This is a genomic window from Pseudomonas sp. FBF18 (assembly GCF_024261405.1).
Taxonomy (GTDB): domain Bacteria; phylum Pseudomonadota; class Gammaproteobacteria; order Pseudomonadales; family Pseudomonadaceae; genus Aquipseudomonas; species Aquipseudomonas palmensis.
Window position 1 is genome coordinate 40,805 of record NZ_QKRS01000008.1, and the last position, 14,077, is coordinate 54,881.

11 protein-coding genes are annotated in these 14,077 nt (G+C 49.2%); 8 read left to right on the top strand and 3 right to left on the bottom strand.

Annotated features, from left to right (window positions below; translation table 11 throughout):
* The first annotated feature begins 103 nt into the window (after positions 1–103).
* Both DN387_RS14230 and DN387_RS14235 read left to right on the top strand, forming a co-directional pair.
* Complete coding sequence (locus DN387_RS14230) at positions 104–340, top strand: hypothetical protein (protein ID WP_236171746.1); 237 nt, start codon at positions 104–106, stop codon at positions 338–340.
* A 302-nt stretch (positions 341–642) separates the two neighbouring features.
* Complete coding sequence (locus DN387_RS14235) at positions 643–1,233, top strand: hypothetical protein (RefSeq protein ID WP_236171745.1); 591 nt, start codon at positions 643–645, stop codon at positions 1,231–1,233.
* Between the two features lie 32 nt (positions 1,234–1,265).
* Here the strand turns inward: DN387_RS14235 and DN387_RS14240 are convergent, their stop codons facing one another.
* Positions 1,266–1,742: a hypothetical protein gene (locus DN387_RS14240; protein ID WP_236171743.1), complete on the bottom strand. Its 477-nt coding sequence runs from the start codon at positions 1,740–1,742 to the stop codon at positions 1,266–1,268.
* Between the two features lie 96 nt (positions 1,743–1,838).
* On the opposite strand from DN387_RS14240, the gene DN387_RS14245 reads away from it, so the two are divergent.
* The 6 genes from DN387_RS14245 (at position 1,839) to DN387_RS14270 (ending at position 12,192) form a co-directional block, all read left to right on the top strand.
* The gene (locus tag DN387_RS14245) at positions 1,839–2,087 is read left to right on the top strand and encodes a helix-turn-helix domain-containing protein (protein WP_236171741.1); all 249 of its coding nucleotides are present in this window, start codon (positions 1,839–1,841) and stop codon (positions 2,085–2,087) included.
* Between the two features lie 316 nt (positions 2,088–2,403).
* Entirely contained in the window at positions 2,404–3,330 is a 927-nt protein-coding gene (locus DN387_RS14250) for a DUF4007 family protein (RefSeq protein WP_236171740.1), read from the top strand.
* Positions 3,320–6,628 (top strand): ATP-binding protein, encoded by a 3,309-nt coding sequence (locus DN387_RS14255; RefSeq protein ID WP_236171738.1) that lies wholly within the window; start codon positions 3,320–3,322, stop codon positions 6,626–6,628. Before DN387_RS14250 ends, DN387_RS14255 begins: the two co-directional genes overlap by 11 nt.
* A complete protein-coding gene (locus DN387_RS14260; protein ID WP_236171736.1) occupies positions 6,621–7,460 on the top strand; it encodes a hypothetical protein in 840 nt (279 codons plus the stop codon). The genes DN387_RS14255 and DN387_RS14260 overlap by 8 nt, the downstream gene beginning before the upstream one ends.
* Before the next feature lie 394 nt (positions 7,461–7,854).
* Entirely contained in the window at positions 7,855–10,194 is a 2,340-nt protein-coding gene (locus tag DN387_RS14265) for an ATP-binding protein (RefSeq protein WP_236171734.1), read from the top strand.
* Between the two features lie 3 nt (positions 10,195–10,197).
* Positions 10,198–12,192, top strand: coding sequence for a hypothetical protein (locus tag DN387_RS14270; protein ID WP_236171731.1), 1,995 nt, complete (start codon positions 10,198–10,200; stop codon positions 12,190–12,192).
* A gap of 30 nt (positions 12,193–12,222) precedes the next feature.
* On the opposite strand, the gene DN387_RS14275 is transcribed toward DN387_RS14270, so the two are convergent.
* Positions 12,223–13,584 (bottom strand): tyrosine-type recombinase/integrase, encoded by a 1,362-nt coding sequence (locus DN387_RS14275; protein ID WP_254506101.1) that lies wholly within the window; start codon positions 13,582–13,584, stop codon positions 12,223–12,225.
* The gene (locus tag DN387_RS14280; protein ID WP_236171727.1) at positions 13,568–14,077 is read right to left on the bottom strand and encodes a hypothetical protein; all 510 of its coding nucleotides are present in this window, start codon (positions 14,075–14,077) and stop codon (positions 13,568–13,570) included. The genes DN387_RS14275 and DN387_RS14280 overlap by 17 nt, the downstream gene beginning before the upstream one ends.

Genomic DNA, 14,077 nt, shown 5'->3' on the forward strand with positions numbered 1-14,077 from the left:
TCCCCTGGAGGAGTCGCCGTGACTCGAATGGGGGCTTAATCTCTCAGTCGTCAGGCAGTTTATCGAATTTCCTGACTCCAATTAACGGCACAGAGGAATACCTATGCCTGCACTAGCAAAACCGTTTCGCGAACAGAACCACGATCGCATCGCCGAGCTCGACGAATCGGGCATGAGCCCGCGAGAAATCGCCAAGGTCATCCGTGAGGAGACCTCCAATGAGTTTCCGATCAGCTCAGCCGATGTCCGCGGATACCTGATGATCCAACAGAATGCGTCCAAGCGCATGTTGATTACCAAGACTAAGCTGGAGGCCTTATTGGTACCGCAGACTGCGTGACCCATGATGGACGGCGATCCAGGAGCTTGGACTCCTAGATCGACGGCTAACCTCGCGAGCTATGGTAGCCCGACCTGGTGTGCCTAGTCCCTCCAATAAAGTGAGTTAGCTCAGTCGAACCCTTTCCATTCCCCCCGATGTGGACCAGTATATATTTATAAGCCAAGTTTTTTGCCAGTTAACAGCAAAGCAAGCTTGGACTTGAGGTTGTGAGAAGGAGTGCAGTGCGGTCAAGCTCTGCTCGTGTTTTGAGCCCTGCTATTTTGGGGCTTGTTGTTGAATGATGTAGAGGGAAGCTTCTGATGTGGTGGGAGAAAACAGTTGAATACATGTTCGTAGCGGAACTAGTGGCAAGTGATCGGTGCGATTTTGCTGCGCCGTTATCGGGCCTCCATGAAAGGACCGCTGGCGATGCAATTTTCGCTCAGTCTGAGCTGTTCGTTTTAGTAGAGTTCAAGAGAAGGCTTTCCGATGCTCATACTGAAGATACTTTGTTTGAGAATTATCAAGCAGCACTTTCAGAGCTCAAAGGCTATCAGCACCATTTCATCGTATATGGTTTGCGCGATAGGAAAATAGGTTTGGTTCTGAAGTCGCGTCCTTACTTTTTGAAAAGGCCAACTAAATCGGCTATCGAAATTCTTGAGTCAGGTGTTTCGAAAGATAAATTTGACGAATATTTAACCAAGCTTGCTACTTTTAAGAAGCCCGATGATCGAGGTAAGGGGGGAGGGCACGTCACATCAGGCGCCATGTCGGCTGTTCTCGGAGTGTCTGCAGCGGGTAAGGTTGTCCAAGTTATGTCCTTGCACGAATACAAGCCTAAACTTTTTCCAGGTCCTACGCCATTCCTAGCGCCAAGCTCGAGTCTGAGCTCAGCGCCAACTAGATAGTTAATGGGCTGGAGTTTAAAGGTTGGGGTCGCTCAGGGCGTTTGGTGGGATGGGCGGGTCGGCCAGGCATTCCTGACGGTCATGTTGTAGGAAAGGTTATACATCATGTCCTGTGCTGGGTAGAGCAGGTGGCGTTGATCAGTGATGTAGCTCACCAAGTGCGACTGATCGGGGCTAGGTGAGCAAATCTGCACATCAACAAATTTTTCTAACAACCATCTCTTGTCTGTCATGGGGGAAGGTGAGGCAAGCAGGTAAACTTTGTCCACGCCTGCGGTTGGATTATGGTGCAAACTGCTCACAAAGCCTTTTGCAGCAAGTGCTTTATCCATCACAGAAATTTCATAGCACTTTTCACCTTTCTCGAGACGCCAGTGACATATGAGAAAAACAGGCGCGCGGCCTGTATGTGAAAATCGGTCAAGCGTGATAGGGCAATCCATACCACTCAAAGGGTTAGGAAGATCCTCACCATCATCATTGGTGAGATCGAAAAACAAGGCACTCAACAGAAACATCCCTAAACGGTATCTATGTGATTACCAGTATACTGTGAAGACGTCCGCTGTGTAGTCCAGCACAGTTCCCTCCTGACAGGAGGGTGCGTGGACGTAGCAACAGCTTTTGGCAAGGTTTTGCGCCGGACGAGGTTGCACCTAGCCCTTACCCAGGAAACACTTGCGTTGAACGCAGAGCTTCAGCGGAATTACGTGAGCCTGATGGAGAGGGGAAAACACGAACCTACTCTGTCGACGATCATTGCGCTATCTGAAGCGCTAGGCTGCTCTCCGGTACACCTCGTATCAGAGGTGATGAGCGAGCTATCCAACCAAAATTCAAGCTGCAGTCAGTAGGCTTGTGTTCCAGTGCAGATGCTGCGCTGTGCATGCTTAGCCATCCCCACATCGCTGGACTTCCCTTCCGTATTCATCGCAACGGCAAGCTACACCTGTGTCTCGCTTGAGATTGGGTGTCTGCTGCCATGCGTGGTCTTCGCTTCCAATCGACCATCAGCTCCTAGACGCTGAGGATGAAATTCGACACCCCCTTTAGAAGAGACAGAGGAGTATCCCGGGGATACAATGCGCCCTAATCACCTTGGACGACTGGATGGGTCCTCCAGGCCGGACCTCTGGTACTGGAAAGGGGAAGCATTTTGGGATGGGGCCAATGACTTCGATGCACGATGGCAAGATAGACGCCCATTTTTCTGGGCATGAGACGTTCCCGCTTCGTCAGATGTGGCTAAAAAAAGCGGTTGAAACTGCAGATGCAGATGGGCTCGTGCCCAAGACCACTTTCACCGACGAGAAGGCTATCGCAGAGTTCGGTGTAGGCCGAAATATGGTTGCGGCTATTAAGCATTGGGCACTAGCGTGTGATGTCTTGGTGGAGGATGAGTCACGACGAAATTTCCAGCTCAGCCCGGCAGGTAAAGAAATCTTCCTTGATGAGGGTTTGGATCCATTCTCTGAGAATCCTACTACCGCATGGTATGCACATTGGTGTTTGGCCGGTCGCGGGAGCCGTTCGACTACGTGGTATTGGCTTTTCAATGTCTTCTCCTCGCAATCATTCAGTCGAGACGAAGCGCTTCCTACGCTTACCAAATTTGCTCAAGCCATTTCTGGCGGAAGGAAACTCTCTAGCGCAACCCTGAGTCGCGATTTGGACACCTGCTTGCGCGGATATGCTCCTAGATCCGCAATGTCCTCGGTTGAAGAAGCCGCTGAGCCTATGCTTGCTGAGCTCGGTTTACTCCAAGAGGAGCGGAAGGGCGTCTTCTCCTTCCGACGCGGGCCTAAATCAACACTTACCGACGCTTTCTTCACATGGGCACTCCTAGATTTTTGGCAGCGGCACCGCGCAGGTGAATCTTCTCTCACATTTGAAACCGCAGCCTACGCGCCAGGCTCTCCTGGTCGAGTTTTCAAGCTCGATGAGGAGTCAGTAGCGGAACGCCTTTTCACTTTGAGCGAGCTTACTGACGGGAAGCTGCGGTGGTCTGATACCTCGGGCCTGCGTCAGGTTTACCGCGGTGATTTTGAATGTGAGCTGATGATGGCCAAATTGTTGAGAGAGTCCTATGTCCGTTGAGTCTGATGTTTTGCTCGAGGCCGCGCCAGTGAGAATCGAAAGACACTATCGGCGCTCAGTCCGCATAGATGCAGACCTTGGACGGCATGATGCTTTGGACGGCTATGTGCTGACCGAGACGGCCCGTGAGGCGCTTTCGATTATGACGCGACAGATCGTTGGCAGTAGTCAGCGCGCGTTCACTTGGACAGGTCCATACGGAGGAGGGAAGTCGTCTCTGGCTCTCGTCCTAGCTGCTGCCATCGCCAACGATGCATCATTGCGTAAAAAGTCGGAGTGCTTCGTTAGTGAGGTTCCCTCATTTAGAGAAGCGTTTAACACTGACGATGGCGATTGGCTTGTAATCCCGGTTGTTGGACGTCGCAGCAGTATCCTCGCAGAGCTTTCCAAGTCTTTTAGTAAAGCTACCGGGCGAGCCGAATCAGTTGGTAACTCAGATGCTTTGATAGATGCTTTGGTTCGTGAAGCAGAGGGAGATGGCCGTGCCGGCGTACTTCTAATCGTCGACGAAATGGGGAAGCTGCTTGAGGCGTCGGCCGCCGGTGGTGACGATGTTCACTTCTTCCAAGATCTGGCGGAAGTCGCGGCTCGATGCCGGGGAAAACTGGTCGTTTTGGGCATTCTCCACCAAGCGTTCCGACAATACGCATCCCGCCTCGGTATTGAGGCAAGAGACGAGTGGGCTAAAGTCCAAGGCCGGTTCACAGACGTCTCTTTCGTTGCCACGGGTGATGAAGTAGTCGAGCTGATAGGAAGGGCGATCCATTGTGAAATTGCTCATCCAAACACAGTCGAGATGAGCGACACGATTGGAGCTGCCATTTCTGGCCGACGTCCTGCAGTAGGACGTGGTATGGGATCTCTTCTTGATAAGTGCTGGCCACTTCACCCAGTAACCGCAGCACTGCTCGGACCTGCTTCTCGGCGGCAGTTTGGTCAAAATGAGCGAAGCGTATTTGGCTTCCTAACATCGCTTGAGCCTCACGGATTCCAAGATTTTCTTTCGAGTTGGGATCAGCAGTCGCTTTATGGACCAGACCTTTTTTGGGATTACCTGAGAGCGAATCTTGAGCAGGCGATCCTGGCCTCTCCTGATGGGCACCGCTGGGCACAGGCTGTTGAGGCGGTAGAGCGCGCTGCATCCAAGGGCGCCACAGAAACAGAGATCTCGCTGGCTAAAGCGCTCGCGTTAATCGACATGTTCCGCGGTGTTTCGGGACTCGCGGCAGATGAGGCCGTGCTGCACACCGTTTTGCCTGGCTACTCAAAAGCTGACATAACACGGGCTATGGAGCGTTTAGCGACATGGCGCGTAGCGCTTTATCGAACTCATCTCGGGGCATGGACCATTTTCGAAGGCAGCGACTTCGACATCGATCAAGAAGTGGCGAAAGCTCGGGCTACGTTCGTAGAGGCTGACACGAAAGCATTGACGGCGATGGCGAGTTTGAATCCGATCATCGCCAAGCGTCACTACCACTCCACCGGTACGTTCCGATGGCTGGGAGTGACTATGCATTCTGTGCAAGAAGCAGAGCGATTGTCGAAAAGCTACGAGCCCGATAGTGGAGAGTTTGGCAGGCTGGCATTGGTGCTCCCTGAACGTGCGTCCACGGTCGAGGATGTGGCCAGGACTTTGAGCAAGTTGCAGAGCAACTCAAAGAAAACGCTGTTCTTCGGCATTCCGCCTAACCACGAGCTCATAGCTGACCTTGGTGCTGAGCTGATGTCACTGCGACTGGTGTATGAGAGCAGCCCTGAATTGGAGGGTGACTCGGTTGCTAGGCGCGAGGTGGCTGCGCGGCTATCTTCTGTAAAGGGAGCAATTGAGGAAGCGTTGCGAGAGGCAGTCGCACGCGCCGAGTGGCTGTATGAGGGGCTCTTCGTAAGACCGACTAGCCTGTCATCACTTGCCTCGGACGTGGCAGCGCGAACATTCAGCTCTGCTCCAAGAGTGTGGAGTGAGCTCGTAAACAGAGATGCCTTATCCAGCAATAGCGTGAAAGCACGCCGTGATCTGCTCCATCGTATGGTTCAAAATACACATGAGGAATGTTTAGGCATCAAGGGATACCCTGCCGAGCGGGGGCTGTACGAAACTCTGCTTTCCTCAACTGAGCTCCATTGCTTGGATAAGCAAGGGATTTGGAGTTTCCAGGCACCTAAAGCAAGCAACAAGAGAAATTTCCATCCTCTGTGGAGTGCAGCACTCAAGAAATTCGCCAGCCAAATTGTCGGCACTGTAGGGGTGAGAGACCTTTACACCCTTTGGAGCGGTGCTCCCTATGGAGTGAAAAGCGGGATGCTCCCGGTGCTTGCTGTGGCGTTCATGCTCGCTCACTCCGACAAGGTTGCTATCTATCGGGACGGGATCTTTGAGCCACGGTTTACAGACGTTGATGTGGACGAAATGCTGCAGGATCCTAGCCGCTTCGCGCTGCGGTGGGTTGATGAAGATCTTGAAAAAGCACAGCAGCTTAAAACTATCTCGGCTGTACTGAGTAAGTGTGGCTTTGAAGCTACTTCCGAATCTCCTCTAGATATTGCCAGAGCACTCGTAAAGGTCGTTTTCAGTCAGCCGTTGTGGACAAGGCGGACCCAGCAGCTGTCGGGGCTGGCGCGTACTGTCCGCGATCTTTTGGTGAAAGCATCTGATCCGCATAAGTTGCTGTTCGTAGATCTGCCAAGCGTTTTTGAGGATGGCTCGGTGCGGGATGGTGCTCTCCTAGAAAGCGCTCTATTGGAGCTAACAGAAGCCTATCCAGCAATGCTGAGTAAGGTAGATAACCGGCTAGCTGAAGCCATCGATGCTAAGGAAGGGGATGATCCCGAACTCAGGGAGCGTGCCGGTTACGTGTCCAAAGCTACTGGAGATCTTCGCCTTGAGGGCTTTGCTCTGCGTTTGCAAGAGCGGGATGGCACGGTTTTGGCGATGGATAACATCCTGAGTTTGGCAGCGAAAAAGCCCCCACGCGATTGGACTGATTTAGATGTGGACGCCGCCTTGATTGCCGTAGCAGATCTATCGCTCGCTTTCAGGAAAGCCGAAGCGCTGATCGCGGTTAACGGCAGAGCACCAGGGCGTGAGGCCTTCTCTATTGTGATTGGTTCCGGCGGTTCTTCAGATGTTGTCAACAAAACCTTTGAGGTTGCCGGCAGAGATAGAGAGATAGTTTCAGGTGCAGCTACAAAGGTTCTGGAGTTACTGCGTAGCTCCGGGCTTGAGGATGATCTGCTCCTCGCAGCTCTTGCCCGGGCTGGATCCACAATCGTGAACGAAGGACCAGGCCATGCGTGAGCGGCATCTCTTGGGGCTTTCTGGGGGGCGTGATAGCGCTGCTCTAGCGGTATACATCCGCCAGACAAGGCCCGAATTGGATATCGAATATTTCTTCACCGACACAGGAGAGGAACTGCCAGAGGTGCAGGATTTTCTCGGGCGGCTTGAAGGATTCCTGGGTAAGCCGATCCTGAGGCTGAATCCCAGAAGAGATTTTGAGTTCTGGCTAAGGGAGTACAACAATTTTCTTCCTTCACCTCAGACGCGCTGGTGCACGCGGCAATTGAAGCTTGCACCCTTCGAGGAGTGGACTCGACCGATGCTAGCGGCAGGTGAGAAGGTTTTCTCTTACGTCGCCATCAGATCCGATGAGGACTATCGCGAAGGGTACGCCTCTAAGCATGAGAGCCTTAAGGTGGTGCTTCCCTTCCGTGAGGAGGGGGTAGATAAGCCAGGAGTCATCGAGATCCTGGAATCCTCTGGTGTCGGGCTGCCTGAGTATTACGAGTGGCGAAGCCGCAGCGGATGTACATTTTGTTTCTTCCAGCAAAAAATTGAATGGGTTCGACTGCGAGAACGTCACCCTGACGCATTCGAAGAGGCTAAGGCGCTGGAAAAGACAGCTTTGGATCATGGGTCACCTTTTACCTGGACTAAAGGTGAGCCGCTCTCTGATTTAGAAAAACCAACACGTGTCGCTGCAATCCGTAAGGAATATGAAGCGCGAAAACTACGTACCAAAGCACGGCGGCCAAGAAACCCTCTACGTCCATGGGAGGACAATATGGATATCGATGACATCTACGGGGTCGATGAGGCTGACGGGGGATGTAACGTCTGTCATAAATAGAACCTTCACACGAACCCCACACCGCGGCCTCTTGGGCTAGAGTGTGCATCGATTGGCCAGCTTTCCTCTTCTCAGAATCCCTCCCCTCTGACGTCCGTGGCACCTCGCCGAGGCTCCGGACGTCAGCACATCGTGTTTGCGTCACCTGCATACTGTCCTTCACACCTACCGACGATGGCGATTTACCATTATCCTTGTCGTCTAGATCACGGACGAGCGCAATGGCTGCCCATGCCTATCGTGAAGAAATATCGTCAATTTCGTTTGCTTCCACCGTGACTGATGTCAACCTTAGTGCTGGCTCTGCGGTTTCTGAACCGCACTTTGCTATTTGCTCAGGCCCATATCTGAGATGGACTATTAGATAACGGCGAAAAGAGTTTAAGGGGTAAATATGGCTGTCGGATTTAGAATTGCAGCACGAACTCTAAAGCACCTCGGTGGTGAGCTCATCACGTCAGATGACGTGGCACTCAACGAGTTAATTAAAAATGCTTTTGACGCCAGATCGCCTCGCGTGCAGGTCCGGATCAATGCGGCTGTAGATCTAGCGGCACTGGAATTAATTGGTGAGCAAGTTCAAAGTAAAGAAATCGACAATATTGAAGCCACTGAGCGAGTTCGTAAGTCGATTTCAGAGGAACTACCTCCAGAAGAGCGGATGCTAATAATTGCTGAAGCGAAGAAATGCATTAATCGTCATGAGTTTGCCAACTTTTTAAAGTCACTCCGTAGTCAACAGTATATAACTGTTGAGGACAAGGGGTATGGTATGACTAAGGATGATCTGTCTGATCGCTTTTTGGTCATTGGTACACCTGGAAAGCTCAAGCAGAAGAAAAACGCACTACCCGGCGAGCCTGCTTTGTTGGGCGAAAAAGGCATCGGTCGTTTATCAATGATGCGACTAGGTGGAACTGCGAGCGTTGAATCAACTACGGACAGTGACAAGGCTTGGCATAAGATTGATTTTAAATGGTCTGACTTCGACGACCCAGATCTGTACCTGGACCAGATTAGTGTTGAGGTCAAGAAGTCTAGGTCCTCAGAGCCTGGCGAAAAAGGCACCAGGATCGTTATAACAGATCTGACGTCCAATTGGACGCAGGAAAAGGTAGATGCCTTCATCCATCGCTACATGCGGCGTTTGCAGGATCCTTTTGCTCCCGTGCGAAAGCCATATCCAATAGACATATATTTTAACGGTAAGAGACAGCCAATTAGCTCTTTGCCGAAGTGGTTGAAAGACTGTGCACAATTCACCGCTACTATTCAATTCGACCCAGCAGGTTTAGATGGGACGGATGTCGTGCTGCGCAGAGCCTTGTCGTGGCGCGCAACGAGCTCTGAGGAGATAAGAACTTGGTCGCGAAAAGAGCTTTCTAACCAGCTTAATGTTTCTGTAGAGGTATTCCAGCAACTTGGGAGTTGGACGGCCAGATGTTTGTGGTTTAATAGGAAGTCGCTAACTACCAATGAGGTTGATTACAATCGAAATCAAATCGCTGATGAGTTGAATCACTGGTGTGGAGGCTTTGCAATATACCGGGATAATTTCCGTATCGGTAAGACAGGAGGTATGGATGACGATTGGCTCGAATGGGATAGTGGGGCATTAAAATCTAAAGGCTTTGCTCTCAATAGATACCAAACAGTTGGTAGTGTTAGTATCTCATCTGAAATGAACCCCTGTTTGATCGACTCTGCAAACCGAGAGCGCTTAATCGCCTGCCCGCAGCAAGAAGTTCTAAGGAAAATTTTGGGCGGAGTAGTTGTCCAAGACCTTCGGATGCATATCAACACCATTAAAGAAGCCGAAGCGAAGATGCTAATCGCAGAGGAGTCTACGAACGAGTCTCTGAGGAAGTCCGAAGACAAGCTTAAGAAAACTATAAAAATAGTGAATGATATTGCACAATATCTTCCAAAGGAACACAAAGGTAAGCTCTTAGAAATTCGAGAGACGTTGCATAGTCAAGTCGAGTACGTAAATACTATAAAAAACTCGTTGAGCTTGTCGCGTGAAACTCGGGTGGAACTCCTTGAGTTGGCAAATATTGGCTTGGTGGTCGAAATTGTCATTCATGAACTCTCTCGATTAACAGAGCGAACCGGTGAACTCCTGACGGAGTTGAAAGAAAGTGGTGATCGAGAGGTGGTGACAGTCGTCGACAACCTAAGAGCTCAAATCATCTCGACTAATAAGCGAATCCGTACCGTTGACGCCATGAGCCCATCTGGACGTAATCGCAAGGAGCGGTACGATTTGGTAGCGCAAGTAGCAGGGATCGCTGGCGGCTTTAAAAATAGGTTTAAACGTCATCAAATAAACTCGTCGGTCTATCTTGATGGGATGGAATCTAATGAGCCTTTGAATGTGTTCATGGTCAAAGGTTTGATTGCACAGACTCTTGAAAATCTAATAACTAACTCGGTCTATTGGGTTCAGCAAGGTCTGAAGCCGGGAGAAAAAGAGCGTGAGATTCGATTTGATGTCGACTCGCGTGCATTGACCGTGAGCATTACTGATAATGGTCCTGGAGTTGACCCTCGGTACGCTAAAGAGATTTTCAAGCCCTATTTCTCAATGCGGCGAAAAGGGAAGGGCTTAGGGCTCTACATAGCCTCGGAGCTCGTCCAATACCATGGTGGCAAAATTTTTATGGATGAAAGTGTCGATGATGATGGTCGTCAACGTACTTTTACTATTGAACTACCAAAGGATGAGGTTTGATACATGACTGATGCGGTCAACGATCCCGCCGTGGAGCCGGCGCTTGTTGAGGCTAGCGAGGAAGCGACGCCTGAAAAAATTTTTCAGGTAATCGTAATAGACGACGAACTAGCAGGCCTAACCTCATTCCATCTCAACGAGGTGGTTAGTGGCTTTAGAGCTACGTTGGGAGATACTACATCGCCAGAGTTCGAAGAGTTCTGGCGGCTAACAGAGGAGATCGGTGGCCTGCCCGATACCGATAAATATAACGACGATGAAAAGCAGGCTTATCTACAGTCTGACAATTTTGTACAAAGCGTATTGCTGAACGCTCAGTTTGAGGCAAAGGTTGAGCAGGAGTATAAGACCTGGCTAAACCCATTTTTGGAAAGATCGAAAGAAGTATCTCAACTCAAAAATGCGCTAGAAGGGGCTTTTGCCTCGCCTGAATTTGAACTGAAATTTGTAAAGACTCGGCCTACTAGACATGAAGACTTACTAGCATACGATCTGATTATTTTTGACCTTGTATTGCAAAACAGCGCAGGTGCAGTTGAGGAATTAATTAGGTATCTGAAAGCACTAAGTGATTCTGAGCCTGAGCAGCTGCCTAGCATTATCGTTATGTCTAGCCGTAAAGAGCTAATCTCTGAGAAAGAGGTATTCAGCACTCAGTCCAAGATTAGTGCAGCCGGCCTTGTCTTATTACCTAAAAAAGAGGTTTTTAAAGAAAACTTCGGCTCTGCAGGTATTCGTCTTAACTACCAACAGCTCCAGCGCCAGAAGCAAGTAGCGCAGCACATGCGTAAATTCATGTCTGTATGGACAGGTGCACTAGGTGAGGCACAAAACAGCGCTGAAACTACGCTGTGGAACTTGGATGCTGCAGCCATGCAGGAGATCCACCTTAGCGCAAGCCTAGACAGTGATCCTTATGATGGACATCTCAGCGAGTACTTGGCTAAAGAGTATTTGTGGCACGTGGAGCGTTCAGCGGAGGTCTCTGATGCCATTGGACAGCTAGATGCTTGCTTTAAACAGCAACTGGTCCGTCGCGATGCTAAAAGCAATCCATCAATTTCTACAAGATTTTTGGCCTCGTTTGTCAATCCTGGCGTTGCTAGAGACCTGGTCTCGCATTTTAACTGGTTGGGTTTCCCTTTTGAGAAAAGCTTCCTTACCAAGGAAAATGAGGAGATTCTCGAGAATTTTAGCCGGTTGTTACCGTTCGGCGCTGTTCTGGGTTCTACAGAAGAGAACCGTAAAAATGAATATTTAGTGCATATTACGCAACAATGCGACATTCTCAGTGTTGTTCGATCAGCATCCGATGGTTTCACTGCAAAATTCGCCGTAGCACGTGCAATTGAGGTCACCGACGGAAATGTTCCCGACCATGACAATCAGGACATCGTTGCGAAAGGCTTGAAGATCGATGATAAGGAGTTTGATCTAAAGCTTACAAAGGGGAGTATCCTTGCTTTTCCGGCAGATATGCTAATTACCTACCTGCGCGATCATGCTTATGACATCGTAGGGCGATTACGTCATGAAGTTGCTACTCAGTTCCTGGTCGGCACCGCTAACCATATGACACGCCCGGCGGCGATAAAGGCTACTCGCTCGCAGGTGCTAATGGTGAAACTTTATTTGTTTGGAACCAGCCTAGAAAATGGTCCGCTAATTCCGTATGCCCCGGGCGGCGGGGATCATGTATCCATTGGGCTAAGTAAGAAAGGCAATAATTTCTACTTTTCTGATGATTCCAGTATGAATATAGCACTCTGGATTAAAAATCAAGTAGATCAACCCTACAAAAAAACCCTCGATGCGCTCAACCTTGTTAACTCACTCAGCGTTGGCGTCGCAAATAATGCATGCATTGAAAGTATCGTGACCATGAAGGTAGAGGAGAAGAACCTCACTGATGCTGATCGCGATGGTAAGTATAATACTGGCCACGCGAAAATACGACAAAATGTGTGGCTGCTAGCGATTTGTGACGAGGCAGCCTAATTAGTTGGCCTGCTTAGGCAGGCCTACTTGTTATAGAAGCGATTCGAATCTATTAATTAAGTCTAGGATAGTGTTAACCTCCTCAGAGTGACTATCTAGCTTCAAATCTGCTTGCAGCATCATTAGATTCTCACGAATCGCTTCAACCTGTTGTAGTTTTTCAAGAGAGGGTAGGCTACTCCTGATTAAATTTGCTTCGTCCCAAGCTAGGTGTATATAGATATCCAAAGATCGAGAATCTCGGTGGCCTGTTAATTCCATGACCTTTCTTTTCAAACTCTCGGTGTCTAAGAGCATGGATTTGAACGTGCCGAGCGACTCGATTTTTTTGTTCAATAATTCAGCAACGAAAATTTTTGTCACAAAGCGGTGGCGAAATAGGTGTGGGCTGATGGGTTCACTTAAACCAGCAAGCCTTCGGAGCCCAGCGAGCTCAGCGGTAATATGATTTGATGTTAGCGGTAGGCCAGTTCTTTCGCTGATGAGCAACCTGTCATGGTCTTCATGAATTTTTAAAAAGGAATCAATAACTGGGGCTCTATAGTAGTGTATAAAGTCCATAAGCATTTTTAAATCCAACCTGCTTACAGGTAACTCTCTAGTCTTAGAACTACCCTGGGTTGTAGTGCTTGTCGATCCGCCTTGCTTGGCTGTAGTTAGAGTAATGCTGCCCGTAGAATTAGCTTTAATCACGCTGCTTACCGTAATTAAGTTTATTTCCAGTCTGCGTCCTCCAGTCATTTCTAGTAGTCTTATCATTACGCGTCTGCGTTCACGGACAAAACGAGAGGAGTTTATGTTGCTCGCTGCGGCAAGTCTTAATTTTTTAATGGCATCTATATTGATCGGAAAACGGGTGGTTCTCCGTGCCTCTTGGGGAGTTGCGGGGTTCCATAATGTCATGCGTGATACCTGAAGACCATTAAGGAGCCTGATTTTGGTAGGTTTTCTTTTTATGGTGAGTCGGGGTTCAACCCCAAAAGTCTTTCCAATGAAATCAATAAATGTTAAACAGTTCCTACAAATGTTGGCCACTGAGTTTTGATTGCGGATCTTCGCACCTTGCGAGTTTCGCTCACCAAGCAAACTGATTATAAAAAATCCGAACTGTATGTCAGTTATCTCCAGTAGCCGGGTCTTCTGAGCGTGCGCATATCTTACAAGGTGGCTAATATTTGTTGTGTAGGATAGAAGAGTTCCCCCTCGTTCAGTCCTAGAGCGACCTTTATTATAGAGATCTAGTACCCATAAATTTGCTTCTACACACCATCGCCCATCGGGCCACCAAAGGCACGGTATTTTACTTGCGTCTTTCAATATTACTTGATGCTGGTTGTCGACCGCAGCAGGTAGCGTGGCGCCGCTCTTTGTTAACTTATAAAGCTTTTTCATGTAGGCTACGCCACTGATCGGAATCAACGCAGGTCAGCATATCAATGATTTCTCGCCTTTCTTTTTCATATAATGCTAGAACAGAATTATCCGTAGATAGGCATGCATAGTATCTAGTTTGATTCATCGATCTGGTCAGCAGGTTAGTTAAAACTAGCAGGTCGACACCCATCGAGCTGATTTCTTTCTGTAAAAATGAAATGAGCTCTTTTTGAGTTTTTCGCCGTGCTTTTTCTGGATTAGATGCGCGGGATAGTGCGATGGCTGCCTGTTTTCTCAGCCTGTCCACATCGGCGAACCCTCCGGGAGCGTAAAGAGCACAATTGCGTTTAAATGTGTTGAGTGATGATGCGATAATTTTGTAACGTGGATTTGTGTATTTCACAAGAGCGGACTGAGACCTGAGGGCTTCAGGCAACCCTGCCTGACTATTAAAAGATGCTGGATTTGATATGACATCATTTAGAAGTCTTATGTTCTCGGTGGTTGACAT

Excerpts from the sequence above, each read along its gene's own strand:
- DN387_RS14230 (WP_236171746.1), top strand. The coding sequence starts at position 104 with ATGCCTGCACTAGCAAAACCGTTTCGCGAACAGAACCACGATCGCATC.
- DN387_RS14235 (WP_236171745.1), top strand. The coding sequence starts at position 643 with ATGTGGTGGGAGAAAACAGTTGAATACATGTTCGTAGCGGAACTAGTG.
- DN387_RS14250 (WP_236171740.1), top strand. The coding sequence starts at position 2,404 with ATGACTTCGATGCACGATGGCAAGATAGACGCCCATTTTTCTGGGCAT.
- DN387_RS14255 (WP_236171738.1), top strand. The coding sequence starts at position 3,320 with ATGTCCGTTGAGTCTGATGTTTTGCTCGAGGCCGCGCCAGTGAGAATC.
- DN387_RS14260 (WP_236171736.1), top strand. The coding sequence starts at position 6,621 with ATGCGTGAGCGGCATCTCTTGGGGCTTTCTGGGGGGCGTGATAGCGCT.
- DN387_RS14265 (WP_236171734.1), top strand. The coding sequence starts at position 7,855 with ATGGCTGTCGGATTTAGAATTGCAGCACGAACTCTAAAGCACCTCGGT.
- DN387_RS14270 (WP_236171731.1), top strand. The coding sequence starts at position 10,198 with ATGACTGATGCGGTCAACGATCCCGCCGTGGAGCCGGCGCTTGTTGAG.
- DN387_RS14275 (WP_254506101.1), bottom strand. The coding sequence starts at position 13,584 with ATGAAAAAGCTTTATAAGTTAACAAAGAGCGGCGCCACGCTACCTGCT.
- DN387_RS14280 (WP_236171727.1), bottom strand. The coding sequence starts at position 14,077 with ATGTCAACCACCGAGAACATAAGACTTCTAAATGATGTCATATCAAAT.